A 26,198-nucleotide genomic window follows, 5' to 3' on the forward strand; every position below is an offset into this window, starting at 1 on the left:
AATCTATTTGCGTTGCCTACTCGATAGGCAACGATAAGTTTTCATTCCACATATCATTACCTAGTAATTTAAGGTCGTTACTGCTGCTCACTTTATTAAATAATATGCGTGGTCTTGTTGGGAAGCTAGAAATAACACTACCGTCAATTATATCATCAAGACAGGCTCGTAATAATCGCTCATTAGGATCACCTAGAGTTCCCAAATTATCAATTTCTTCTACCAGTTCAATGTCAGGTTCTAGACCATCAAAATAATCAGTATTGCCAGCGCTATTCACACTGCGATATACTAATGGTTGCATGGCATAGGTATGTGCAGGATTGGCGCCTGCTCTTCTAAAGTCCTCACTATCATACACCGTAATGCTCGCCTGAAACTTCCCAGCAGTATTATCGCCTACCTGGATCACATTGATATAAGGAGCTAGCGAATTAATAACCAATTCACTGGCACTTGCCGTGCTAGGTGTTGTAATAATGTATACCTCACTTAAGCCTAGCTCATTAAGGGCAGAACCATCATCGGTACGATCTTTAAAAAAGTTAAGTAATTGGTCTGGATTATTGGCTTCTAGAAATTCTTGGATATCTGGGTTCCACTCTTCTCGAGTAAAGAGATCGCTTGTTGGGTTGCCAGAAATCAAGCTACCCAAAATGATAGCAGTATTTACTGATCCACCGCCATTGTATCTCAAATCAAGCACTAAATCAGTAATGCCTTGAGATTTAAAATCACCAAAAACATCATTCAAGTCCTCGTCAAACTGTCTCAAGAAACTACTATAAAACAGGTAGCCTACCTTACGGCCGTCTTCCTCTATAACCTTACTAATATGAATTGGATCTTCTTGAAAAGGCTCCTTAAATAGCGGTATTTCTTGATCTATGTCCTCTATTTCATCATCTTCTAGCGTTGCTAGACCCAGCGTATAAGTGCTTTGATTAAGTAACGTTCTAAAGTTGCTGCGTGTCAATTGAATGCCATCAATGCGATTGAAGATCATGCCTCGCTCCACGCCATTTTCTGCCGCGCTTGAATTATTTTGTGTATATCGTACAAATCCAAAAACGTTGGCATCATTATCTGGATATTCTACCAGGACAAATTCCATACCGTTGGATGGACTTTGTCCTGACAATACTTGCTCTAATGCTATATAATCATCGTAAATGATGGAGAATTTATCACGATCAAATTTAAGGGAATTGAAAAATTCTTCTGGTGAATCAAACTGCTTGTGATATTCCTCTAGCTCATTAACTGTTTCAAATCTATCGTCAGCCAGTACCGGAATCTCTGCCTTATATAGATAAAAGGCGTTCATGCCACGATATACAAAGTTCTTGATGGTGACATCACTGGCAAAGCGATCATCATTATCATCTGCACATCCAATAATTAAACTAGTTGCAGCAATAAAGGAAATAAGTAAAAGAGGTCTATAATTCATAAAGCAATTTTAAGTCAGCATTAAAAATAAAGAATTAAGCAGCATAAGGTTCAATCTATAGTGAAACTATTGTGCCATACCTACGATATAAAAGGCCTATTTGTTTTAAAAATTTGATGACCTTGTAACAAATTGAAAACAGGCTCGTCATGCCTATAGAGACGTTTACATGAACCAACCAACTTTCATAGCGACATTTCAAGACGTACAAAAAAGAATGTACCAATTGTCAAGAAGATTGCTCACCTCGCACGAGGAAGCAGCAGATGCCGTGCAGGAAACCATGCTCAAGCTATGGGAAAAGCGCGAGAAGTTGAAAGATGTAAATAATAAGGAAGCCTATGCCATGCAAATGGTGAAGAACTTCTCTCTAGATCGATTGAAGAGTAAGCAGGCTGGACATCTTAAAATTGTCCATAATAATTATGACTCAGGCGATCGCAACGCACAGGAAGAAATGGAGCGAGCTACCACGGTAAGCACCGTACAGCAGCTCATCGCAGATCTTCCAGAGAATTATAGAATGGTCATACAACTGCGTGACATACAGCAATATGACTATGAGGCGATAGAGAAAATAATGAATATGAAGGCAACGGCAGTGCGTGTTAGTTTAAGCCGGGCACGCAAGTTGCTTAAAGAACGAATAGAACAGTATCACAACACAGAAACAGCATGAATGATTTGTTAGAAAAATACTGGAATGGTGCTACCAGCCTGCAAGAAGAGCAGCAACTGCGCGATTATTTTGCAGGAGACTCTGTGGCGAGAAGCCACGAGGTGTACCGCAGCTTGTTCAACAGTTTTGAGCTGGAGAGTAGGTTAGAGGATGGTGATTATGACGCTTTCGCGAAAGTGAAATCAAAACAATCACAAGACCACATTTTTAACCGCAGAACATGGAAAGGAATCGCCATAGCAGCAAGCATGGCCGTGGCAGTAGCGGTAGGAACTGGATATTTTGAGACCCAGCAGCAACAAGATTTAGGCACCTATGAAACGCCTGAAGAAGCGTATGAAGCAACCGTGGCAGCGCTAGAAATGGTAAGTGCCAGAATCAATAAGGGTAAAAGCACCTTGCAGCCCATGAAAGAAATTAATCAACAAGCAGCGCCAGTCATACAGCTGGCTCAAAAATAATTATCAAAACAACAAAAATTAAAAACATGAAAAATTTACTTTACATAGCGACTTTTATTCTAGCAGGAATGACCGCTACCGCCCAAAACTTCAATAAGGTAGGCAACTTACCGAAGGTAAGTGAGACCTATATCACAGGAGAAATGTTCAAGATGATATCCGGCATTGATAGCGAGGATCCAGAATTTAATGAGCTCATGAAAAGCGTCGGTAACTTAACAGAGCTGCGTGTTTACACAACTCAAAATGCCTCAAGTGCTATACAAATGAAAAAGTTTACGGACGATTTTGTTACCACTAGCAAGATGCCATTACTCATGAGTGTTAAGGAAGGCAATCAAAAATTCACTTTTCACGCTCGTAAAGGTAGCAGCGATTCTAAGGTTAAAAATCTCGTGATGTTTATTGAAGGAATGGATAACAATATGGCAGATAGTGTTTTGCTAGTCATTTCTGGTGATATTGATTTGAATCAGATTGCTAAGATTACTGAAAAGATGGACGTTCCTGGACAGCGCCAGATAGAAAAGGCGACCAAAGGAAACTAAGTCAGTAAACCAGCTAACCAAAAAAACACTACTATGAATAGGCTAATATTTAAAGTTATCGCGTTGAGTCTAGTAGCATTATCCATGCTTACTTCATGCGAGAAACCAGAATCATTGCAGCAGTACTACTTAAACAGCCAGGAAAAAGACGGTTTCATAACCTCATCGATTCCTAAAGGTATCATGGAAATCAATACTGATAACATGAGTGATGAAGCACAAAATGCTTATAATTCCATAGACAAGGTCAATGTTCTTGCACTACCTGTAAATGAGGAGAATCGTGCTCAATACGATCTAGAATCGGTAAGGCTGAACAATGTATTTGCTAATGAAGATTACAAGCTGTTGATGTCTCACAATAGCGATAGTTTGAAGATTAAGATGATGTACGATGGTACTCAAAATGCGATTGATGAAATCATCGTTTACGGTAATTCACCTAAAATGGGATTAGGTGTGGCAAGAGTCATAGGTGATGATATGAATGTTGCCGCTATCATGGAGATGCTCAAGGAATTGGAGAATGATAAAAACGCCGCAAGTAACATTGAAGGATTGTTAGGTGATATGGGAATCTCTACAAGTGACATCAGCATAGACCCTAAATAATCGTCATTAGAATAATTTTAAAGCTCTTTGATTTGTAAGGATCAAAGAGCTTTTTTTGTTGGTGACCATTAATCGGTAAGCTATCAGCAGTTGTTATATTTGCAGCCGCTTAAAACATCATTTATGAAAGCTGGTATTGTAGGATTACCCAACGTTGGAAAATCAACCCTTTTTAATTGTCTATCAAACGCCAAGGCGCAAAGTGCCAACTTTCCGTTTTGTACGATTGAACCTAACGTGGGCGTGGTCAACGTGCCAGATCCACGTTTAAGAAAACTAGAAGAACTGGTCAATCCAGAAAAAGTAATTCCTGCAACCGTAGAGATTGTCGACATCGCTGGACTTGTTAAAGGAGCCAGTAAAGGAGAAGGTCTTGGGAATCAGTTTCTAGGCAACATTAGAGAAACTGATGCGATTATTCACGTATTGCGTTGTTTTGAGAACGATAACATTGTTCACGTTGATGGTAGCGTTGATCCTATTAGGGATAAGGAAACCATTGATATTGAGCTACAGCTCAAAGATCTTGAAACCGTCGATAAGAAACTTGAGAAAGTAAACAAGGCCGCTCGCACAGGAAATAAGGACGCGATTAAGGAACAAGAAGTCTTGCAGAAAATCAAGAATGCACTAGAGTCGGGAAAATCTGTCCGCACGGTCGAGCTAGACGAAGAAGTGCGCAAAGAGTACGTCAAGCCATTACAATTTATCACTGATAAGCCAGTCATGTATTTATGTAATGTAAATGATGACGATGCGGTATCTGGTAATAAATATGTAGATCAGGTGAAAGAGTTAGTAAAGGATGAAAATGCAGAGGTACTGGTTCTAGCCGTAGGAACAGAAGCCGACATTGCAGAGCTAGATGACTATGAAGAACGCAGGGAATTTCTTGCCGACATGGGACTTGATGAAGCAGGAAGCGCAAAACTCATACGATCTGCTTACAAATTACTGAATCAAGAAACATACTTCACTGCTGGTGAGAAAGAAGTACGTGCGTGGACCATCAATGCAGGTTCTACCGCACCACAAGCGGCTGGTGTCATCCACACAGATTTTGAAAAAGGATTCATACGTGCTGAGGTGATCAAATACGATACTTATGTAGAGTATGGATCAGAAGCGAAGGTTAAGGAAGCCGGTAAACTCAAGGTTGAGGGAAAGGAGTACACCGTGCAAGATGGCGATGTGATGCACTTCTTGTTTAACGTTTAATTGAAATATTACGGGATGTAGCGCAGCCTGGTAGCGCGCGCGCATGGGGTGCGTGAGGTCGCAGGTTCAAATCCTGTCATCCCGACAAGCAGATGTCCAGCGTTGAAAACGCTGGGCTTTTTTATTTGTGCCGCCTCTAGCGCAGCTAGAAAGGTGGCTAAAAATAAAAATGACCAGAGCCGCAAATGCGGCTGGACATCTATTTGCACCCAATGCGATGTAAAAGGATTATTGAAATCCTGCTAGAAATGCAACTAAAAATTAAAATGACTAGAGCCGCGATAGCGGCTCTAGTCATTTTATTATGTTATGCAGTGCAATAGCTCTAAAGCTATTTATACCAATAAAATTTAATAGCCCAAAAACTGAACACTCACCCAAGTGTCTAGATATTCATCCAGGCTTTCTGGATTTAATTGTTCGTATAGTTTGGCCAACTGCTTATTCTCTAAGTTAATAGTGAGTAATAAATGTTGCTCGTCCAATTCATTTTTGAATTCGGTTTTGTTGTCAGCTTTTCTAGCAGCTCTTCTCAGCATTCTCAAGACTACCTTTTTAGAATAAACTTCTGTTCCTAGAGAAAAGTCTGTTGTGGATTTTCCTGACTCTTTAGCAAATCGATGATAGTCAAATTCATCTATGGCGTTTATCTCCTTTACGATAGAAAACACCGCGGCCGTATTTGAAAGTTGACTGCTAGTCGATATAGTGACATCATCCAGATGAACCATTTTAGATGATGTATGCATGTGTTGTGCATATGAATTAAATGATAGTAAAATTGTCCCGATAGTAAAAAGTAAAGTTTTCATGATAGTTGTTTTTAATTACGGCACAAATATAGGTTTGTTATGTAGTTGAGTTGTTTTACATCATTCACTTGTAATGTTATATTATTCCTGTAATCGATATTTTAAGTAGATATAGAACGATTATAGGAAGGCGCGTAGTTAGGATGTCTGCTCGAGCGCAGTCGAGAGCTACCTCGTTCCGAGAAAGTTTTTGATTTGAAAAAGAGGTCTCGACGGCGCTCGACCAGACATTTCACGCCGCTAATCTTTTGATTTGAACTAGACCGCCACTCATATCACGACTATAGCTAGAAATAGCTACTTTTTTTAATAAAATTTAAGCAACTGAATTGAGCTGAGTCCCAGTAATATTAAAAAGTAGAAAGTATTTGCTCTAAACGACAAAATTATTCAACTGCCTTAAACCTAGTCTTCATGGAAAGTATCCAGGTACAATTGTTCGACCTTCTCGCGAGCCCATGGCGTACGACGCAAAAATTTGAGGCTGGATTTCACCGTCGGATTTGTATTAAAGGCATTGATGCGTATGTGGCCGCCTAGGTCGTGCCAGCCATAGTGATCGACTAGTTTCTCAACCATATCGGCCAGTTTCACGCCGTGTAGTGGATTGTTAGGTTGTGATTCCATCAATCTTCCTCGCTCATGACCATAGTTTCCTTGACCACGCCAGTATTGCCGTTTTTGTCAATGGTGACCTTAAAGAATGTTTCATAATCATCTTCTGATAGCTCGCCGTAGGTTTCATCGTTTTGTAGATCGTTGACATAACCGTTAATGGTGTTGCTATGACCATAAACCACTACCGTTTTACAGCGATAATCTTCTAGCAATTGTTTGCCGGTAAGTGTGCTCACATCATAAGTTTCTATAGCTACCTTTTGCGCCTTTGCAAGCGGTGTAGCGGTTGCCTGAGTGCGTTTAAAGTCAGATGACAGCACGTGATCCACATCTTTTAAGAAGAAATAATTTACCCATTCTTGTGCACGCTTCTGGCCAGCTGGTGCAAGCTCTGGATCGCTGCCTTGATCGGTTCGTTTTTCTGCATGGCGCATGAAATACAGTGTGGTCAAACCATCGTTTGATTGTGAATTTCCTTTTTCATTGCAGGAAACAAGCATCATCATAGCAAGCAGGAACGTGATTCTCATGAGATCTTCTTTGGTCTCAAAAATAGGCAATTATGCAGCAGCATGGAACCTACTCGTTATTCACAAATCGTGGTGAAATGATGTTGATTAATTTTGCTTTCGCGAAAGCTAACACACCACAATCTTTGTTACATTACAAGCTAGGACATAAGGAAGAAAATGGCTGGAGAAACTAAATATACCGAGGATAATATACGGTCGCTGGACTGGAAGGAACACATCAGGATGCGTCCTGGAATGTACATAGGTAAACTGGGCGATGGCTCAAGTGCTGATGATGGTATCTATATTTTATTGAAGGAAGTCATCGATAATTCTATCGATGAATTTGTCATGGGCGCTGGTAAAACCATTGAGGTTTCTATTCAAGGCGAGCGTGTGATCGTGCGCGATTACGGTCGCGGTATACCGCTGGGTAAGGTGGTTGATGTAGTGTCCAAAATGAATACCGGTGGTAAGTACGACAGTCGTGCCTTTAAAAAATCAGTAGGTCTTAATGGAGTAGGAACCAAGGCTGTGAACGCATTGTCCAACTACTTTAGGGTTGAGTCTACCAGAGACGGCAAGAGCGCCAGTGCAGAGTTTGAGCGTGGTGAATTGCAGGATAAAGAAATGCTTGACGAGACCAGCCGCCGTAAAGGAACCAAGATCACTTTTGTACCAGACGACGAGATCTTCAAGAATTTCAAATACCGTCCAGAGTATGTGGTGCGCATGTTGAAATATTATGTGTATCTCAATCCTGGCTTGACGATCATCTTTAATGGTGAGAAATATTACAGCGAGAATGGTCTAAAGGATCTATTAGGCGAGACGATTAATGAGAGTGACCGATTGTACCCAATCATTCACCTACGCGGCGAGGACATCGAGATTGCTCTTACACATAGTAAAACCCAGTACAGTGAGGAATACCACTCTTTCGTCAATGGTCAGAACACCACCCAAGGTGGTACGCATCAGGCAGCTTTTAGAGAAGCAATAGTCAAAACCATACGTGAGTTTTACAACAAGAATTATGACGCGAGCGATGTGCGCAAGTCCATTGTGAGCGCGATTGCGGTAAAAGTGATGGAGCCGGTTTTTGAATCACAGACCAAAACTAAACTAGGTTCTACCGAAATGGGTGGCAAACTACCAACGGTACGTACATTTATCAATGATTTTGTTAAGACTCAGCTAGATAATTACCTGCACAAGAATGCAGAAACTGCCGATGCGCTGCAACGCAAAATCATTCAGGCAGAACGTGAGCGCAAGGAATTATCAGGAATACGTAAACTAGCCAAGGATCGTGCTAAGAAAGCCAGCCTACACAACAAGAAACTGCGCGATTGCCGTGTTCATCTAACTGATAATAAGAAAGACGCGCACCTAGACAGCACGCTCTTCATTACGGAAGGTGATAGTGCTAGTGGATCCATAACTAAATCTCGTAATGTGAATACCCAAGCAGTGTTTTCGCTGCGTGGTAAGCCGCTTAACTCATACAACATGAGTAAGAAGATTGTCTATGAGAATGAGGAGTTTAACCTACTGCAAGCAGCATTGAATATTGAGGATAGCATGGAAGACCTGCGCTACAACAAGATCGTGATCGCTACCGATGCCGATGTTGATGGTATGCACATACGATTACTACTCATCACGTTCTTCCTGCAGTTTTTCCCGGAGCTTATCAAGAAAGGACATTTGTACATTTTGCAAACACCACTTTTTAGAGTACGTAACAAGAAAGAAACACGCTATTGCTACACGCCAGAAGAACGCGCTCAAGCACTAGCAGAACTGGGCAAAAACCCTGAAATCACTCGATTTAAGGGTCTAGGTGAGATAAGTCCAGACGAGTTCGTTCATTTCATAGGCGACGACATCAGATTGGATCCTATAATGCTAGACGAGAACATGAGCATCGAGGAATTACTCAAATTTTACATGGGTAAAAACACACCAGACCGTCAAGAATTTATCATCGATAATTTGAAAGTGGAGTTGGATGTGGTTGAGGAAAGTGCTTGATAGCTGTCAGTTGTCAGTTGACAGTTAACAGTTGCTTGTCGTAATGTGAGGACTGAGGCACTCGAAGTCCGATTTTAAGTAAAAATTAAAATTTATAAAGTGAATAGTAAAACCATCCTTGTAATAACCTTAGTAATCGCGATGCTACTAATCGTAACAGGCGCGCTATTCAAAATCCTGCATTGGGGTTTTGGCGAGAATGCTTTTATAAATGGTAATGTGATTTTGGCAACTGGATTGGCGCTGAAAGTGATGGCGTTGATTGTTTTCATGGGCAAGCTATTGAAAGCAAATAAGAGCGAAACAATTGATGAAAAATAGTTAACTGTTAACCAGCAACAGATAACCGACAACAAATGAGTAAAGAAAACCTAGAACAAGAAAATAACAATTTGCCGATAGAGGAACAGGCAACCGAAACCATCACACGTGTTACCGGCATGTATAAGGAATGGTTTCTGGATTATGCCAGTTATGTAATCTTAGAGCGTGCCGTACCGGCAATCGAGGACGGTTTTAAACCAGTACAGCGCCGTATCATGCAATCTATGAAAGATCTTGATGATGGTCGCTATAATAAGGTAGCCAATATTGTAGGTCACACCATGCAATATCACCCGCATGGTGATGCGTCCATAGGCGACGCGATGGTGCAGATAGGGCAGAAAGACTTGCTCATAGATATGCAGGGAAATTGGGGTAATATACTAACCGGTGATCCATCGGCTGCCTCGCGATATATTGAGGCACGATTATCTAAGTTTGCCCTAGAGGTACTCTTCAATGCCAAAATTACCGAGTGGCAATCCAGCTATGACGGTCGCCGCAAGGAGCCCATCAATCTACCGGTAAAATTCCCATTGCTACTCACTCAAGGCGCCGAAGGTATTGCCGTGGGTTTGAGTACCAAAGTCTTGCCACATAACTTCAACGAGATTATCGATGCCAGTATCAAGCACCTGCAAGGCAAGCGATTTAAGTTATTTCCAGATTTCCCAACAGGTGGTGAGGCAGATGTTTCCAATTATAATGATGGCATGCGTGGCGGCAAGGTGCGCGTACGTGCCAAAATGCACTCGCCAGACCGCAATACAATCATCATTACTGAGATCCCGTATTCCACGACTACTGGATCACTTATTGATTCTATCCTTAAAGCCAACGATAAAGGCAAGATCAAGATCAAAAAGATCGAGGATAACACCGCTGCAGATGTAGAAATTCAAATTCACTTGCCAGCAAACATCTCACCAGACAAAACAATGGATGCGCTGTATGCATTTACAAATTGTGAGGTAAGTATATCGCCACTAGGTTGTGTGATTGAGGATAATAAACCACTTTTTGTAGGTGTTACAGAGATGCTGCGCCGCAGCACTGATCACACAGTAGAATTGCTACGTCAAGAATTACAAATCCAGCTGGATGAAGTCGAGTCTCAATGGCATTTTGCTTCACTGGAACGTATTTTTATTGAGAACCGTATCTATCGCGATATCGAGGAAGAAGAAACTTGGGATGGCGTGATCAATGCGATTGACAAAGGCCTCAAGCCACATATTGGACATTTAAAAAGAGCCGTCACGGTTGATGACATTGTGCGATTGACAGAAATACGCATCAAGCGCATATCAAAATTTGATATAGACAAGGCACAGCAAAAGATTGAAGCACTTGAAGATCGCATAGCAGAACTCAAGAAAAATCTAGAGCATCTCATTGAATTTGCCATTGACTATTTCAAAAAGCTCAAGACTGATTACGGCAAGGATCGTGGTCGCAAGACAGAGCTCAAGGCTTTTGAAGATATAGTCGCCAGTAAGGTGGTCATTAGAAATACAAAACTGTACGTCAATCGTGAAGAAGGCTTTATAGGTACCAGTCTAAAGCGTGATGAATATGTCGCAGACTGTTCGGATATTGATGATATTATCGTTTTCACCAAAAGTGGAACCATGATAGTCACTAAGGTTGATGCCAAGACTTTCATAGGTAAAGGCATCTTGCACGTGGCTGTTTTCAAGAAAAAGGACAAGCGCACGATCTATAATCTTATTTATAGAGACGGTAAATCAGGACCTAGTTATGTCAAGCGATTTGCCGTGACCAGTATGACCCGTGATCGCGAGTATAGTGTTGGTAATGGCAATCCAGGAACACAGGTACATTATTTTAGTGCCAATCCTAATGGAGAGGCAGAAGTTGTGACCATTCATTTGAGACAACAAGGCAGCATCAAGAAACTGAAATGGGATCTTGATTTCAGCGATATACTGATTAAGGGTCGATCGTCTAAGGGAAATCTGGTAAGCAAATACAGCATCAAACGTGTTGAACTAAAAGAAGAAGGCGTGAGTACGCTCAAACCACGTAAAATCTGGTTTGACGATACTGTACAAAGACTTAACGTTGATGGTCGTGGCGAACTACTGGGTGAATTTAAAGGAGAAGATCGCCTACTTATCATTAATCAAAAAGGAGTGGTGCGCACTATTATTCCAGAGGTTACTGCGCGATTTGATGAAGACATGATCGTATTAGAAAAATGGCAACCTAATAAGCCGATAAGTGCGGTTTACTTTAATGGTGAACGCGACTTATTTTACGTCAAGCGATTCTTGGTCGAGAATGAAGACAAGGAAGAACTATTCATCACAGAGCATGATAATAGTTACTTAGAAGTGGTTTCTACAGATTATAAACCTGTCATAGAGTTGATTCACAACAAACCACGTGGCAAAGAGCAACCACCTAATGAAGAAGTAGAGTTAGAGGAATTTATCGCTGTCAAAGGAATAACGGCACAAGGAAACATGCTGACCAAAAGCAAGATCAAGCAAATCAACCTGCTGGATCCATTGCCACATGAGCCTGAACCAGAGATCGATCAAGAAGAACAAGCCGAACCTCAGGATGAAGAAAGTGAGTCTAATGTTGCTGATACTTCTCAATCTGAAAGTAGCACTGCGAATACTATTTCAGTAGATAAGCCGCAGGAAAGCAAGGACGATGATCCTAAGGGTGATGGCGAGCAAGGCAGTTTGTTTTAATGTAGAGAAGATTTAGGGTAATTTTGCTTTCGCGAAAGCGGAATAGTTCCCATTATAACAACAAATAATATGGCTTTAGGACTACTTAAGGAATTCAAGGAATTTGCCGTAAAGGGCAACATGATCGACATGGCGGTAGGTATCATTATAGGTACTGCGTTTAACAATGTGGTGCAGACTATTGTGAAAAAAGTGATGCTGCCACCACTTACCTTGATTACTGATGGTATAAGCTTTGCAGAGCGCAAATGGATTTTGCGAGATGCAGTGATTAATGAAGCTGGTGAGACCACGGCTGCTGAGGTGGCCATAGGTTATGGAGAACTCATTGAGGTGAGCATCGATTTTCTGGTGATAGGATTTACGGTATTTGTAGTGGTAAAACTTATGAACCAGTTGAGAAATAGGGCAGAAGATACTAAGGATAAAGAAGTAGTGACACCCAAGGATATTGAGTTGTTAAGTGACCTTAAAGGGCTCATGCAGGAACAAAATAAGCTGCTGGCTCAAAAATAGCGTCTATTCTACCTTTCTGGCTTCACCTCGATAGATCTCGTCGCGACCTGATTGTGTGAATTCAAATGTGTAAGAATTTGCTGTGGTGTTCAATATTTTGAAGAGATAAGCGCGGCTGTCTGCGTTTGTTTTGGGATTTACCGGTATGATACGCCATTCGCACTCGTTGACCCATTCCACTCGTGATGTATCGGTCACACCTTCAAAGGTTTCTATTTGCATATCCTCTGTTCTAACAAAAGTGGTTTTGAGTAGCTTGCCACCGGACTCTTGTTCCCACACAAAAGTACCTGTCCTGAAATCGTCACAATCTCGCTGATTCTCGTATTGTTTACAGGCAATACAACTAACGAGCAGTAGTAAAAGGAAAGTCTTTTTCATTGTGGTTTTTGAATAGATAATACAAGATAGCATAGACCAACATGTGTACAAATACCAATGCGATAAAAGCGTACACGGGAACGCCAAAGATCTGATAAGGCCAATAGTATTGCCATACACCAGCGGCGATAGCGATCATCTCACCATACGCAGGTATCACAATAGTCAAAAAGATCATGAGCAACACCTGATTTGTGAAAGATGGATTTTTAAGACATGGCGTCAGTTTTTTTTCTAATCTATATAGGTAATGAAAGGCAAGCATCCATGCAAAAGGTAACCACGCTGGCAAGCTTACTGTTACATCATTGTATTCCCAGTAATCGTTTGACGTGCCCCAATATTCACCAATGAGTCCAAAGATGCCTGTTAAAATCATTCCAGTAAATAAAATCCAATTATTCTCACCTGTCTTGAACACTTTCTTGTAGCAAACATGTGCCACACGCAAAAAAAGAATCGCAGCCAGCACCCAATGATATTCTCTCAATAAACCTAGGAGTAAACCAGCAATGGTGAGTTTGCCTAAATTCTTAAGGATTTCTAGAAAAAAAGTTTTGGGTTGTGATAGCATCTTGAACTTTGTGCAAAAATACTTTATAAAGCAAGCATGTAGATATGGACGGATAATAAATGTCAAAACCGTCTAGTCCATCATTTAGAGGTTAACTCTTCAAAAGTACCGTCGTTATATATCAAAATCACTTTTGATATATTTTTCCCTTTATTTATTTGATTAGATGATGGCGTGTTGTCAGTTACGATCGTTTTGTTTTGTGTAGGATCTGTCGGCTTTTTGATTTCCTCTTTAGATACATTTACTTTGATTGCCTCTGTTTTTTCTTCTACCTTGGAATTAACGGTTGCAGATTCTTTTGATTTTTTAATGGTAGAGTAGTCGTCTTTACCATTCAATAACCAGTCATAAGTGATGCCGTCAAACTGATCAACTACACTCATCACAAAATCTAGACTAGGCTTGTTGCGACCTGAAAGTATGTGCGAGATAGAGCTGCGACCCACGCCTATGAGCTGCGCAAAACTCGACGCATTAAGGTCGTGAGCGTCCATTATTTGCTCTAATCGCTTAGAAAATCTTTGTGAATCTGTCATGACTACAAATGTAGCAATTGATAAAATCATAAACGCTCAATTATGTTTACAATTGTACAATTTGCGGTTAATTCACGCCTATTGATAGCGTAACTAGATAAACTATCAGTTTAGATAAAACATTCTATTATTCTGAATTAAAGAATAGTATGATATATTGTTTTGACAAGTTTTAAAAGTAGCAAGAGTTCACAGCAATCATCACCAACTTGATCATCTTGACGTTCACATATGTAACACAATCAATATCAATCTTTGTTTACAAATGTAACAAACGCATTGTTTGCAATTGTAAACGCCGCCAAGATGTCTAGCGAACCACCGAATATTAGTACTTTTGGCGACTCATAATTATTTGTGCTTTTTGTCAATGATCAACTTACCTAGATATTATACCTACCAGCAATTTGAGAATGTCTTTATGAAAGTTGTAGAGCAACTGCCTCAAGATTTCTATAGGTTCTCATACCTAGGTTCATCAGTTCAGGATAGATCGATTTACGGTATTGAATTAGGAAACGGAAACACTAAAATTTTGGCATGGTCTCAAATGCACGGTAATGAATCATCCTCTACACGAGCGATCATCAAATTACTTCAAGATGCAGATTTGGTTGAGATATTGAAGAATGTAAGATTATATATTATTCCTGTTTTAAATCCAGATGGTGCAGACGCCTGGACACGATTCAATGCAAATGGCGTAGACTTAAATCGAGATGCTGTAGATCTTACTCAGCCTGAAAGTGATATTTTAAGAGAGGCGATAGATTTTTTTGAGCCAGATGTTGCTTTCAATCTACATGGTCAGCGATCCATATATGGTACAACTAACTCTAGCTTACCAGCCCAAATGTCATTTTTATCTCCAGCAGCAGATAAAGGAAAGAGCATCACACCTGCAAGAATCAAATCCATGGCGGTAATAAATGCTATACTTGGTACAGTTGGTAATAAGATACCAGCAAGCATTGCGAGATATGGTGACGACTTTAATATAAACTGCATAGGCGATTACTGTCAATCTTTAGGAATACCGACGGTATTGTTTGAGTCTGGACATGCAGGTAACGATTATTCTAGAGACGCCGTTACTGATTATACGTTAGATGCTATTAAAGTTGCAATCCGTTACGCTGACGATCTCAGTGTTATTAGTGAAGATGAAGTGGTACAGCAATATCAACAAATACCGGATATAAAGGCGAATTACTGTGACATCCTAATACATAACGTACCGCAAAATGACAGACTTGCCACAATTGCTGTAATGTATCATGAGCAAATAGTTGATGACAAGCTCTTGTTCATACCTATGGTCTATGCGATCAATCCAAAAGAGATTTTATATGGTCATCGATCAATTGATTTAAACGAGTTTAAAGATTTTAATGACGATCTGGTTATTGAGGATTCCATGCGAGTGAGTAGCACATCGCTGGACATCGACATATTTACTAATTAAGTGATAAACCTTCAATAAAATTAGGTATTCGTTGATGTGAATAGTTATTTTGTATTAAATCATAAAGAATATTTCTATGGCCAAGATTGATGACATTGATAAGCAAATACTCGATGTGTTAATTGAAAATACAAGAACTCCATTTACAGATATTGCCAAACGGCTCAATATTAGTGCAGGAACGGTACACGTGCGAGTGAAGAAGATGGAAGAGTCAGGAATCATTCACGGTTCTTCATTAACGGTAGATTACAAACAACTAGGCTATAATTTTATTGCGTACATAGGCGTCTATCTAGAAAAGACTAGTCAGACACAATTTGTATTGGGCCGCATAAAGGAGATTCCTTATGTTACAGTTGCCCATATCACGACAGGTAAATTCAACATCTTCTGTAAGATAAGAGCAAAGGACACTACTCACGCCAAGAAAATTATTTTCATCCTCGACGATATAGAAGGTGTTAACCGCACAGAGACTATGATAAGTCTTGAGGAAAGTATCAATGATAAGAAGCGATTGCTGCACAAGGTTTTTCAAGACCTATAAATGATATTTAGAAGAGATATCCAGCCGCGAGAATATGCGGCCTATTATGAGCCTTACATAAATACTGTTTCTGGGGACACAACAATGGTAGATGCTCTAGAATCGTCTTTAGTAAGCTGCTCCACAATACTTCAAGACATCATCAAACCTATGGATTATCGCTACGGCGATGATAAATGGACGATAGGACAATTGGTCTCGCATTGCATAGATACTGAGCGTATTTTCAATTATCGAGCACTTGCTTTTTTGAGAGATGATGCAGCCATGATTCCTGGTTTTGATCAGGATATTTATGCCAACAGTTTGAACGATTATGCTTTCGCGAAAGCGGAACTACTAAAATCCATGAAGGTGGTAAGAGCTGCAACGCTAGATTTATTTACTACTGCAAACCCTATGGCGATGCTCAAAACAGGTGTTGCTAGCGACAATATAATGTCAGTGAGAGCTATACCATTTATAATAGCAGGACATTACAACCACCATTTCCATATTTTGAAGGAGCGTTATTAACGCGAATTAAGACTTGCTAGAAGATTTTACCTATTCCCTAAGTATTTCTTCCGTTGCCTTTAACCCTTCTAAGTCCTTTTGTTTTAGAAATTTGGAACATCTAAAAATTAAAATCATGAAAAAGGTAGCTATACTAGCCACAAATGGCTTTGAAGAAGTAGAATTGACCAGCCCAAAAGAAGCGCTTGAGAGTAAAGGCGTCGCTGTACACATCATAAGTCCAGAAAAGGGCGAGATCAAAGCATGGAAAGATGGTAATTGGTCTAAATCATACAAAGTTGACAAACAGGTCGAGGAAGTAAGTGCTACTGACTACAATGCCTTGTTGCTACCTGGTGGCGTGCTCAATCCCGATCAGTTGAGGCAAGATGCAAAATCCATCGATTTTATCAAAGATTTTTTCAAGCAAGGAAAACCAGTGAGCGCTATATGCCATGGCTTACAAACCCTAATCGATGCTGACGTATTAAAAGGTAGAAAGGTGACTTCTTTTCCTTCAATTAAAAAAGATCTTGAAAATGCAGGCGCACATTGGGTTGATGAAGAAGTAGTGGTGGATTCAGGATTCACCACAAGTAGAACTCCAGACGATTTACCAGCCTTCAACAAGAAAGTGGTTGAGGAAGTTATGGAAGGAAAGCATGAAGAACAACATGCATAAAAATTGAATTGATATCAAATAAAAGGCTCGCAATTGCGAGCCTTTTTACATCTATAAAATGCTAATCACTTATTGATTCAGCATTACTGGCATAACTAGCATGGTGACGTTTTCACCTTCTTCAAGTCCGTCAACCGGTGTCAAGATTCCTGCGCGATTAGGCAAGGACATTTCTAGCGAGACATCGTCACAAGTCAAGTTGTTGAGCATCTCAATCAAGAATCTACTATTGAAGCCTATTTGCATGTCATCACCTTGATAATCGCAGGTCAGGCGCTCATCTGCCTTATTACTGTAGTCTAGATCTTCTGCAGAAATGTTCAATTCTGCACCAGCCATTTTAAGGCGTATCTGGTGTGTCGTTTTATTAGAGAAGATACTAACCCTGCGTACTGAGTTTAAGAACTGTGTACGTGATATCGTGAGTTTGTTAGGGTTCTCCTTAGGAATTACAGCTTCATAATTAGGATATTTACCATCTATCAATCGGCAGATGATCGTTGTATTCTCATAGGTGAATTGAGCGTTGCTCTCATTGTATTGAACAAGAACTTCAGCTTCATTACCTTGAAGTATAGACTTGAGAATGTTTAATGGCTTTTTAGGCATGATAAATTCTGCCGTGTCTTGAGCACTCACGTCTTCTCGTCTATAGCGTACTAGCTTGTGTGCATCGGTAGCTACAAAGGTCAATCCATCGCTCGCAAATTGAAAAAACACACCGCTCATCACTGGTCTTAGGTCATCATTACCAGCAGCAAATATCGTTTTATTGATCGCTGTTGCTAGCGTGTCACCCATAATCGTAGTGCTGCTAGGATCTGTAAGAGTTACTGTTTTAGGAAATTCCTCAGCAAGCGCACAGGCAATCTCTGACTTACCTTTATCATGACTCACAGTCATCATATTATCTTCACTGTGAAAGGTAAGCGGCTGCTCTGGAAATGTCTTGAGTGTATCTAGAAGTAATTTTGCTGGAACCGCAATGTTTCCATCGTCCTGGCTCTCCACTTCTAATCTAGTGGTGATTGTCGTCTCCATGTCAGATGCTGACACCTTTAACTCACTACCTTTTAACTCTAGTAAAAAATTGTCTAGGATAGGTAAGGTGTTGTTATTATTTATCACGCCACCTAACAGCTGTAGATTTTTTTGTAAGTAAGAACTAGAAACAATAAACTTCATCTTCTATAAATAAATTTGAATACCATGTTAATTAAATGTAAAGAATATGGTATAGATTTTGTAACTATATAATTAAATTGCGACTATGCAATTGAAGACAAAGATATTTTTTAATTGACCATTTAAAAAGTTTCTTATTAACAAATAGACCATACTTATACAATATGATGACCAAAAAACTACTAGTAGCCATTACGATCTTGACAAGCTTCAGTGCTCTTGCCCAAACACCAGCGCAACGTGCACGTATCACGGCAAACTACGATCACGATAAGATTGAATCTATTAAACAAGATTTCCTTAAGCAACAAGAGATCAATAAGTCAGAAGTTGAAGCTTATCTAGCTGCAAACCCATCCATCGCTAAATCTTTCATTCAAGGCGACGAGGACGAAGTATGGATTTCAGGAATAGATAGATACGGTCAACCAATCATTATCACAACAACAAATTTTGAAGGTGGTGAGACTATTGGGTCTGTACACCTTTATGATGGAGGCTCTTTGGGGCTCAATATAGACGGTAGCGGTATTACTGCTGGAATTTGGGATGGCGGTTATGCTCGTCAAAATCATGCTGAGTTTGGAAGGCGTGTGGATATAGGTGAAAGTGGTCAAGAAGATAGCGCGCATGGTACTCACGTAGGTGGTACTATGATTGCAGAAGGTAAGAATGATATAAGACTTAGAGGTATAGCTCCTAATGGAAATCTAATCACGTATCGATTTGACAACGATGCTTTTGAAATGCTTGAAGAGGCGCAGAACGGTATGCTTGTTTCTAATCACTCATATGGACGTGGAGTTACCGAGAATACTGATGTAGCAATATTTGGTAAATATGATGGCTCATCACAACAATTTGATATCATTACAGATGCTAATCCTTTTTATCTACCTGTTGTCAGTGCTGGTAATGATAGAGGTAAAGGCCTCAATGCAAGAAAAAGCGGTTATGATCTATTGACAGATAGAACTCTTTCTAAAAACAGCCTAGTGGTAGGTGCCATCCTTAGTGTTGAAGAATATGTAGATGAGGATGATGTAACAATGTCAACTTTCAGTTCTTGGGGTCCTAGCGACGATGGTAGAATCAAGCCAGATGTAGTTGCAAAAGGCGTTAATGTTTTAAGTACTTATAGTAGAAGTACTACAGACAGCGCTATACTTCAAGGAACAAGTATGTCAGCGCCTATGGTCTCTGGTGCTGTGATGTTGCTACAACAGTTGTATAGCGAGCAAGAAGGAACTTTTATGAAGTCTGCCACAGTAAGAGGTCTAGTATCAATGACCACAAAGGAAGCTGGTAAGAATGAAGGTCCAGATTATCAATACGGTTGGGGTCTCCTGGATGTTGAAGCAGCTGCCAAGATGATTTTAGGATTGAATGAAACATCATTTATTGAAGAAAAAACATTGTTCAATGGTCAGGCACAAGAGCAAACTTTTGCGACTCGTGATGATGATGAATTAACTTTTACCATTAGCTGGACAGATAGACCAGGACAACTTCCTAGTGAGGAGCGAGATGATCGTACACCGGTTTTAGTAAATAATCTTGATATTAAGGTTGTTGCCGAAGATGGTACCGAGTTCTTCCCATATTTGTTAGATCCTTCAAGCACTAGATCTTCTGCACAGCGCGGTATCAATAATGTTGATAATATCGAGGTAGTAAAAATCTCAAAACCATCGGGTAACTACAGAGTAATTGTAAGTAATCAAGGAATATTAGATGGTTTCCAGCAGGACTATACGATGATGGTAAACGGCGCAACGCCATCAACCGCATCAAACATACAGCAGGACATTGCTTCATTGAGTGTTTATCCTAATCCTGCCAGCAACTTCTTTAATGTGACGTTTAGCTCTGGAATAGATGGACGTGAGGTAGATATCAATGTTTACAATTCATTAGGTCAGCAAGTGATCTCAAAGACTTTTGATAACAACGGTAACTTTAATCAACGTATAAATACACAAGGTTTGAGTAGCGGTTTATACGTCGTACAAATAGGCGATGGCAATGTATCAACGACTCGCAAGTTGGTGATAAGATAACACAGTAACTCTTTTCTCAAAGTAAAAAACCTCGACCGTATGGTCGAGGTTTTTTGATTACGATACAATTGTAATCTAATAAATCTCTTTGATTTTGTATTCCTTATCGTTGAATTTAAATTCATCTCCTTCTTTAAGACCGTCCATAGCCTTGTATAGTGGTGCCTCTGTAGATATGGCATAAACCTTATCATGTCCTTCCATCATGGTAAGTTCACCCATTGGGATGCTCACTAGAAAAACATTATTCTCTGTCCTGACAATGGCACCTTGTTGCACGTCCTGCTTACCACCGTGAAAATCGATATTTCCCCATTTGATCAACATATCCTCATGCTCTTCACGCAATTGGGCATAACGTTCCAGATCGCCTAGAAGTTCGCCATGACTATCGTCATTATCATACCCATGTTTCACATCGCCACTTTCCAGTGTCTCGTTGATGTTTTCCATCTTCTCCTTATAAACAGCGGTGCGTTCCTGTATCTCTTTTTTGAGAGCAGCAACAGCAATCTTCTTCAAATCTTTCATAGTTGATTTTTGAAGTAAAGATATAGGCAGGCAATAGCGCTAATGGCTGTCTTAATTAAAATTTAGCATTCAGGAAAGATCGATGGATGGGCGCTCAAACATCTGTATACTGCTTATCAATCGCTCACGCACGATATTCATCATGCGCTTGTTTAGTGCGCTGCTATTGGCAATATAAGACGCATACTCAGGCATGGTAAACATACCTATGATAATGCCCTTAAGCGAGTTACGGAATTTTTGATCCCTATTCACCGCATTTTCAATGTAATCCACTCGCTTTACTGCTGTCAAACCGTAAAACACATTCTTATGCTTCCTGATGTAGTTATGAAAAACCTGTATAAGCAGGTCATGTTGCAGCTTTGCGACCGGTCGCAACGTTCTGTTTTGAAACTGCTCATCAGCACTCATCGTATCGTCCACACGCGCATTCGGCAATTCAGGTCTCAGGGCTACAAGATACTCGTCTCTATTTTTCATAATGGCAGTTTTTTAAATGTAGTGATGATGGTGATTTGTTAGCTTTCGCGAAAGCTAACTTTCTAAACAACCTTATCAACAGGAAGCAATAGTTAAACCCATGTAAAGTGATCCTGCACGGCGGCGGCATTGACTTATTTTTAAAATAAAAACATGATAACCACCATCAACCCATATACCGGCAATGTCCTTAAGGAGCATGTGCCAGACAGCGCAGATCAAATTGAAACTAAACTTAAAATAGCAGACAAAGCCTACAAACACTGGCGAGATACTGACATGGAGTTCCGTGCCCAATTGATACGTCGGGTAGGCGAATTTCTTAAGAAAAATGAAGATGAGTATGCAAAGCAAATGACCCTTGAAATGGGAAAACCTATCTCGCAATCCAGATCAGAACTTGAGAAATGTGCGTGGTTGTGTGAATATTATGCTGATAAGGCGCCAGAGTTTTTAAAAAGTGAATCCTTTGCCACTGAATATTTCAAATCCTATGTGAGCTATGAGCCTATAGGTGTCGTGCTAGCAGTCATGCCGTGGAACTATCCATTCTGGCAAGTAATGCGTTTTATCGTGCCAGCACTCATGGCCGGTAATGTAGGAGTGCTCAAGCATGCCAGTAGTGTGATGGGTAGCGCGCTATTACTTGAACAATTATTCAGTGATGCAGGATTTCCTGAAGGTTGTTTTACCAACCTTACTGTGAGTAGCGATCCTATAGAAGAGGTGATAAAAAATCCTATCATCAAGGCAGTAACGCTTACAGGTTCAAAACCTGCAGGTAGTGCCGTTGCTGGAACAGCTGGCTCACAAATCAAGAAAACTGTCTTGGAATTAGGCGGTAACAATGCGCTGGTTGTTTTTAAGGATGCACATATTGATAGTGCGGTGGAGACCTGTGTTACCGCCAGATATCAAAACACGGGACAAAGCTGTATTGCTGGCAAACGATTGTTATTACATGAGGATATCTATCATGAATTTCTCGCCAAATTTACCGATAAGGTAAAAAGTCTGAAATCAGGTAATCCACTAGACGAGGATACGTATATAGGAGTGATGGCACGTGAAGAACTCGCTGAAGAGCTGGAAGAATTAATGCACAAGTCTGTTGAGATGGGAGCACAATTTCATCTAGGTGGTAAACGTGATGGTGCTTATTTTCAGCCTACTATCTTGACGCATGTTACACGCCATATGCCTGTGTTTAAGGAAGAAACCTTTGGTCCACTTATTGCCGTCTCCAGTTTTACAACAGATGATGAAGCTATCGATATGATCAATGATTCGGATTTTGGATTAGGAGCTAGCCTTTTTTCTCAAGATCTGGAGCGCATGCAGAAGCTGAGTCCACGAATTGATGATGGTGCTGTATTTATCAATGAAAAAGTGACGAGTCATCCTAATTTACCTTTTGGAGGTACTGGAATTTCGGGTTACGGCCGTGAGCTGTCCGAGTTTGGTATCAGAGAATTTGTCAATATTAAAACTGTGGTGGTCAATTTATACCAAGAATAAAATTGCGGTCACATGAGTCTTGAACAGCCGTTGATCTAGCGATCAGCGGTTTTTTGGTTGAGAAAAAACCATTGTAATCCTATCAAACTTATGCTGTTGTTAATTTCTTGAGCCATGAGCATGCGGTAGGCTTCTTGTCTAGAAATTTTTACAAGTTCGATATCTTCCTTTTCTGCAGGATTTCCTGATGCATCATTTGTCCTATCGTGAGTACGGACTTGTGCATAGAATAATTGTATTTGTTCTGAGCAGCCACCTGGCGATGGAAAATAGCTAGCGATCCTTTCAAGGTCTTTAATTTGGTAACCTAATTCTTCTAAGGTTTCTCGTTTGGCACAAGCTTCTGGTTTTTCGTTTTTATCAATGGATCCAGCGACCAACTCCAACATCCATGGATGTTCACGTCGTGCACTAGGATACCTGAATTGTCTGGTAAAAATGAATTGATCAGTATCTTTTTCATAAATCAGCACTGCGGCGCTGTCACCTCGTTCTAGACATTCTCTCGTTGCATTGATCTTTTGATTATCATGAAAACGATCATGAATAACTTGTGCTTTTATCACCCTAAGAAATCCGTCGTATACAGCTTTCTCATTCTCGATTGTGTAGTTCATTAAAGTTTGGCTTGTGTGTCAAGTTAAGAATGTAGCTGCTCAACTGGCGCTTCGCTTTCAAATTCTTAACTTTATGGTCTAATCATTTTTTTCATGAACAAGAAATTATTGCTATCCATCCTGCTAGCAGGAACCCTAGGTTTTTCAGGATGTAAATCCAGTAAACCAGCAGTCGCTGCAAAAAAATCACAATCGTCAAAGGACGATAAAATGGAATCTTACTCAAAAGTCATAACCAGCAAGGCTGTGACTGATGAAGGATTGTTTGCAGTACATAAAGTAGGAGATAAGTATTATTATGAGATACCAGACAGTTTACTAGGCCGTGATATGCTGTTAGTAAGCCGTATTGCTCAAATACCAGCTAATCTAGGTGGTGGCTACCTTAATGCAGGAAGCAAGACTAATGAGCAAGTGGTTTCATGGGAGCGATTTCAGGATAATATTTTATTGAAGGTTAAATCTTTCGCAGAGATATCGTCTGATCCCAACGCTGCCATAGGAAATAGTGTACGCGTCAATAATTATGAACCGACGCTGCAAGCGTTTGAAATAAAAACCATCAATAACGACTCTACCGCAACTGTGATTGATGTGACAGGTTTCTTCAAGGACGATATACCTGCATTGAGCGGATTGAATTCAAGATTGCGTACCAGTTATAAAGTGAGGAATCTAGATAAGGATCGCAGTTTTATAAACTCTATGAAGAGTTTCCCAATGAATGTTGAGGTAAAACAAGACTTTACCTATAATGCATCAAATCCACCTTCTAATTCCTCAGTAGGTTCTATAAGTCTGCAAATGAATCAATCAATGATCTTGCTGCCAGAAGAGCCTATGCAACCTCGATTATTTGATCCTCGTGTAGGATTCTTTACTGTAGATCAAATAGATTATTCCAGCACTGCCTTAAAAGCAGATGAGAAAACTTACATAAGAAGATGGAAGCTAGAGCCTAAAGATCCTGAAGCTTATGCTCGCGGTGAGTTGGTAGAACCGATAAAGCCTATCGTGTATTACCTAGACCCAGGAACACCAGAAAGTCTCAAAAAATACATCAAACAAGGAATAGAGGATTGGCAAGGGCCGTTTGAAACAGCAGGTTTCAAAAATGCCATCATCGCCAAGGATGCTCCAACGGCAGAAGAAGATCCAGAATTTAGCCCAGAAGACATCAGGTATTCTGTTGTTCGTTATGTGGCGAGTACAACGCGTAATGCAGTTGGCCCAAGTGTAAGTGACCCAAGATCTGGTGAGATTATTGAGAGTGACATCATTTGGTATCACAATCACCTGAGATCTTATAGAAATAGATATTTATTGGAAACAGGTGCTGCGAATCCTTCAGCGCGCACGCTGGATACTCCAACCGAAGAAATAGGAGAGATGATGCGTCAGGTTATCGCCCATGAAGTAGGCCACGCGCTAGGTTTTCCACATAATATGGCCGCAAGTTATGCTTATGAGGTAGAAGATTATCGCGATGCCGCATTTACACAAGCAAATGGTATTGCTGCCAGTTTGATGGATTATGCTCGTTACAACTACATCGCACAGCCTGGTGATGAAGGTGTGAGATTTGTTCGTCAAATGGGACCTTATGATCACTATGCGGTTAATTGGGGTTATCGTGTACTACCAGATGCCGAAAGTCCAGAAGATGAAGTAGCAACACTTAACAAGTGGATTCTGGAAAAGGCAGATGATCCACGATATAAATTTGGCCGCCAGAGCAGCCGTTTTGATCCACAATCGCAGACAGAAGCCATAGGAAATGACCCGTTGAGAGCCAGTAGCTACGGAATCAAAAACCTAAAATACGTTGTTCAAAATTTGCCTAAATGGACGTCTGACACCACAAATGATTACGACGATTTAGAAGAATTGTACGGTGAATTATTAGGCGTTTGGTCTAGATATACTGGTCATGTTGTGACCAATGTAGGTGGCGTGAATGAGGATTTGAAGAAGCCAGAACAAAACGGCACGGTTTACTCTAATGTTGACAAAGAAACACAAGAGAAATCTGTGCAATGGTTGTTTGATAATGTGTTTGAAACACCTCAATGGTTGCTTGATAAAGACATTCTACAAAACATCGATTACTCTGGCTATGCAGAGCGTATGAGATCGATTCAGGTACGACAGCTTAATAATTTGTTGAGCTTGGACCGTATGGGTAGATTGATTAATGCAGAGACTGTGAGCGATGAATACTACAGTGCTAATGATTTACTGAGCGATGTTTCTCAAGGTATGTTCCAGCAGTCAGGCAGGCTGGATGTTTATCAACGTAATTTACAACGCGCTTATATTGATAGATTGGATTATTTAATGACTGGCGAGATGCAACGTGGTCGTAGCGGTTATTATTACGATGTCAATCAAAGCGATGTAAGAGCCATTACTCGTGGTGAACTCAATAGATTAAAGCGCACACTGGCTAGCAAAGCAAGAGGTACGCGTGATACGGTAACAAGATATCATTATGATGACCTTTTGGCGAGAGTAGATAATATTCTCAATCCAGAGAAATAGTATTTTAATAAAACAGAAAAGCAGGCAGTATGGCCTGCTTTTTTTATGCTTTGTTTTTTGT

General features: G+C 40.3%; 28 protein-coding genes and 1 tRNA gene. 18 read left to right on the forward strand and 11 right to left on the reverse strand.

What is annotated here, in order from left to right; translation table 11 throughout:
- Positions 1 to 16: 16 nt before the first annotated feature.
- A complete protein-coding gene (locus EJ995_RS07885) occupies positions 17 to 1,453 on the reverse strand; it encodes a S41 family peptidase (RefSeq protein ID WP_126447311.1) in 1,437 nt (478 codons plus the stop codon).
- A 169-nt stretch (positions 1,454 to 1,622) separates the two neighbouring features.
- Between EJ995_RS07885 and EJ995_RS07890 the strand changes: the two genes are divergently transcribed.
- The 6 genes from EJ995_RS07890 (at position 1,623) to EJ995_RS07915 (ending at position 5,056) form a co-directional block, all read left to right on the forward strand.
- Positions 1,623 to 2,132, forward strand: coding sequence for an RNA polymerase sigma factor (locus tag EJ995_RS07890; protein WP_126447313.1), 510 nt, complete (start codon positions 1,623 to 1,625; stop codon positions 2,130 to 2,132).
- Positions 2,129 to 2,593 carry a hypothetical protein gene (locus EJ995_RS07895; protein WP_126447315.1) on the forward strand — a complete coding sequence of 155 codons (465 nt, stop codon included), beginning with the start codon at positions 2,129 to 2,131 and terminating at the stop codon, positions 2,591 to 2,593. Before EJ995_RS07890 ends, EJ995_RS07895 begins: the two co-directional genes overlap by 4 nt.
- A gap of 26 nt (positions 2,594 to 2,619) precedes the next feature.
- The gene (locus EJ995_RS07900; RefSeq protein WP_126447317.1) at positions 2,620 to 3,141 is read left to right on the forward strand and encodes a DUF4252 domain-containing protein; all 522 of its coding nucleotides are present in this window, start codon (positions 2,620 to 2,622) and stop codon (positions 3,139 to 3,141) included.
- 33 nt (positions 3,142 to 3,174) lie between these two features.
- Positions 3,175 to 3,753 (forward strand): DUF4252 domain-containing protein, encoded by a 579-nt coding sequence (locus EJ995_RS07905; RefSeq protein WP_126447319.1) that lies wholly within the window; start codon positions 3,175 to 3,177, stop codon positions 3,751 to 3,753.
- A gap of 123 nt (positions 3,754 to 3,876) precedes the next feature.
- The gene (ychF, locus tag EJ995_RS07910; RefSeq protein WP_126447321.1) at positions 3,877 to 4,971 is read left to right on the forward strand and encodes a redox-regulated ATPase YchF; all 1,095 of its coding nucleotides are present in this window, start codon (positions 3,877 to 3,879) and stop codon (positions 4,969 to 4,971) included.
- An 11-nt stretch (positions 4,972 to 4,982) separates the two neighbouring features.
- Positions 4,983 to 5,056, forward strand: a tRNA-Pro gene (locus tag EJ995_RS07915).
- 265 nt (positions 5,057 to 5,321) lie between these two features.
- Here the strand turns inward: EJ995_RS07915 and EJ995_RS07920 are convergent.
- From EJ995_RS07920 to EJ995_RS07930, 3 genes are all read right to left on the reverse strand, one after another.
- Positions 5,322 to 5,783 carry a hypothetical protein gene (locus EJ995_RS07920; protein ID WP_126447323.1) on the reverse strand — a complete coding sequence of 154 codons (462 nt, stop codon included), beginning with the start codon at positions 5,781 to 5,783 and terminating at the stop codon, positions 5,322 to 5,324.
- Positions 5,784 to 6,188: 405 nt separating this feature from the next.
- A complete protein-coding gene (locus EJ995_RS07925; protein ID WP_126447325.1) occupies positions 6,189 to 6,410 on the reverse strand; it encodes a VF530 family protein in 222 nt (73 codons plus the stop codon).
- Entirely contained in the window at positions 6,410 to 6,931 is a 522-nt protein-coding gene (locus EJ995_RS07930) for a SixA phosphatase family protein (RefSeq protein WP_126447327.1), read from the reverse strand. Before EJ995_RS07930 ends, EJ995_RS07925 begins: the two co-directional genes overlap by 1 nt.
- Before the next feature lie 32 nt (positions 6,932 to 6,963).
- On the opposite strand from EJ995_RS07930, the gene EJ995_RS13165 reads away from it, so the two are divergent.
- The 5 genes from EJ995_RS13165 (at position 6,964) to mscL (ending at position 12,516) form a co-directional block, all read left to right on the forward strand.
- A complete protein-coding gene (locus EJ995_RS13165) occupies positions 6,964 to 7,107 on the forward strand; it encodes a hypothetical protein (protein WP_164549896.1) in 144 nt (47 codons plus the stop codon).
- The gene (locus tag EJ995_RS07935) at positions 7,091 to 8,950 is read left to right on the forward strand and encodes a DNA topoisomerase IV subunit B (RefSeq protein ID WP_126447329.1); all 1,860 of its coding nucleotides are present in this window, start codon (positions 7,091 to 7,093) and stop codon (positions 8,948 to 8,950) included. Before EJ995_RS13165 ends, EJ995_RS07935 begins: the two co-directional genes overlap by 17 nt.
- A 141-nt stretch (positions 8,951 to 9,091) precedes the next feature.
- Positions 9,092 to 9,271 (forward strand): hypothetical protein, encoded by a 180-nt coding sequence (locus tag EJ995_RS07940; protein ID WP_126447331.1) that lies wholly within the window; start codon positions 9,092 to 9,094, stop codon positions 9,269 to 9,271.
- Positions 9,272 to 9,306: 35 nt separating this feature from the next.
- The gene (locus EJ995_RS07945) at positions 9,307 to 12,000 is read left to right on the forward strand and encodes a DNA gyrase/topoisomerase IV subunit A (protein WP_126447333.1); all 2,694 of its coding nucleotides are present in this window, start codon (positions 9,307 to 9,309) and stop codon (positions 11,998 to 12,000) included.
- Between the two features lie 69 nt (positions 12,001 to 12,069).
- Positions 12,070 to 12,516, forward strand: coding sequence for a large conductance mechanosensitive channel protein MscL (gene mscL / locus EJ995_RS07950; RefSeq protein WP_126447335.1), 447 nt, complete (start codon positions 12,070 to 12,072; stop codon positions 12,514 to 12,516).
- Positions 12,517 to 12,519: 3 nt separating this feature from the next.
- Here mscL and EJ995_RS07955 read toward each other — a convergent pair whose 3' ends face one another.
- The 3 genes from EJ995_RS07955 to EJ995_RS07965 form a co-directional block, all read right to left on the reverse strand.
- Entirely contained in the window at positions 12,520 to 12,897 is a 378-nt protein-coding gene (locus tag EJ995_RS07955) for a DNA topoisomerase IV (protein WP_126447337.1), read from the reverse strand.
- Positions 12,863 to 13,471, reverse strand: coding sequence for a hypothetical protein (locus tag EJ995_RS07960; RefSeq protein ID WP_126447339.1), 609 nt, complete (start codon positions 13,469 to 13,471; stop codon positions 12,863 to 12,865). Before EJ995_RS07960 ends, EJ995_RS07955 begins: the two co-directional genes overlap by 35 nt.
- Before the next feature lie 80 nt (positions 13,472 to 13,551).
- Complete coding sequence (locus EJ995_RS07965) at positions 13,552 to 14,010, reverse strand: helix-turn-helix domain-containing protein (RefSeq protein WP_126447341.1); 459 nt, start codon at positions 14,008 to 14,010, stop codon at positions 13,552 to 13,554.
- A gap of 370 nt (positions 14,011 to 14,380) precedes the next feature.
- On the opposite strand from EJ995_RS07965, the gene EJ995_RS07970 reads away from it, so the two are divergent.
- The 4 genes from EJ995_RS07970 (at position 14,381) to EJ995_RS07985 (ending at position 17,202) form a co-directional block, all read left to right on the forward strand.
- Positions 14,381 to 15,475, forward strand: a complete 1,095-nt coding sequence (locus EJ995_RS07970) for a M14 family zinc carboxypeptidase (protein WP_126447343.1) — start codon at positions 14,381 to 14,383, stop codon at positions 15,473 to 15,475.
- Between the two features lie 76 nt (positions 15,476 to 15,551).
- Positions 15,552 to 16,025 (forward strand): Lrp/AsnC family transcriptional regulator, encoded by a 474-nt coding sequence (locus EJ995_RS07975; RefSeq protein ID WP_394342056.1) that lies wholly within the window; start codon positions 15,552 to 15,554, stop codon positions 16,023 to 16,025.
- Complete coding sequence (locus tag EJ995_RS07980) at positions 16,026 to 16,541, forward strand: DinB family protein (protein ID WP_126447347.1); 516 nt, start codon at positions 16,026 to 16,028, stop codon at positions 16,539 to 16,541.
- 115 nt (positions 16,542 to 16,656) lie between these two features.
- Positions 16,657 to 17,202 (forward strand): type 1 glutamine amidotransferase domain-containing protein, encoded by a 546-nt coding sequence (locus tag EJ995_RS07985; protein ID WP_126447349.1) that lies wholly within the window; start codon positions 16,657 to 16,659, stop codon positions 17,200 to 17,202.
- A 69-nt stretch (positions 17,203 to 17,271) separates the two neighbouring features.
- On the opposite strand, the gene dnaN is transcribed toward EJ995_RS07985, so the two are convergent.
- Positions 17,272 to 18,387, reverse strand: a complete 1,116-nt coding sequence (gene dnaN, locus EJ995_RS07990) for a DNA polymerase III subunit beta (protein WP_126447351.1) — start codon at positions 18,385 to 18,387, stop codon at positions 17,272 to 17,274.
- A 164-nt stretch (positions 18,388 to 18,551) separates the two neighbouring features.
- On the opposite strand from dnaN, the gene EJ995_RS07995 reads away from it, so the two are divergent.
- Positions 18,552 to 20,447, forward strand: a complete 1,896-nt coding sequence (locus EJ995_RS07995; protein ID WP_126447353.1) for a S8 family serine peptidase — start codon at positions 18,552 to 18,554, stop codon at positions 20,445 to 20,447.
- Positions 20,448 to 20,522: 75 nt separating this feature from the next.
- Here the strand turns inward: EJ995_RS07995 and EJ995_RS08000 are convergent, their stop codons facing one another.
- Together EJ995_RS08000 and EJ995_RS08005 are read right to left on the reverse strand one after the other, a co-directional pair.
- Positions 20,523 to 20,978 (reverse strand): transcription elongation factor, encoded by a 456-nt coding sequence (locus EJ995_RS08000; RefSeq protein WP_126447355.1) that lies wholly within the window; start codon positions 20,976 to 20,978, stop codon positions 20,523 to 20,525.
- 69 nt (positions 20,979 to 21,047) lie between these two features.
- Complete coding sequence (locus EJ995_RS08005) at positions 21,048 to 21,461, reverse strand: glyoxalase (protein WP_126447357.1); 414 nt, start codon at positions 21,459 to 21,461, stop codon at positions 21,048 to 21,050.
- A gap of 153 nt (positions 21,462 to 21,614) precedes the next feature.
- Between EJ995_RS08005 and EJ995_RS08010 the strand changes: the two genes are divergently transcribed.
- On the forward strand, positions 21,615 to 22,979 hold the full coding sequence (locus EJ995_RS08010; protein WP_126447359.1) for an NAD-dependent succinate-semialdehyde dehydrogenase: 1,365 nt from the start codon (positions 21,615 to 21,617) through the stop codon (positions 22,977 to 22,979).
- A gap of 35 nt (positions 22,980 to 23,014) precedes the next feature.
- Here EJ995_RS08010 and EJ995_RS08015 read toward each other — a convergent pair whose 3' ends face one another.
- A complete protein-coding gene (locus EJ995_RS08015) occupies positions 23,015 to 23,596 on the reverse strand; it encodes an NUDIX domain-containing protein (protein ID WP_126447361.1) in 582 nt (193 codons plus the stop codon).
- Positions 23,597 to 23,689: 93 nt separating this feature from the next.
- Between EJ995_RS08015 and EJ995_RS08020 the strand changes: the two genes are divergently transcribed.
- On the forward strand, positions 23,690 to 26,137 hold the full coding sequence (locus EJ995_RS08020; protein WP_126447363.1) for a zinc-dependent metalloprotease: 2,448 nt from the start codon (positions 23,690 to 23,692) through the stop codon (positions 26,135 to 26,137).
- Positions 26,138 to 26,198: the final 61 nt, after the last annotated feature.

Source organism: Nonlabens ponticola (assembly GCF_003966335.1).
Lineage (GTDB): Bacteria > Bacteroidota > Bacteroidia > Flavobacteriales > Flavobacteriaceae > Nonlabens > Nonlabens ponticola.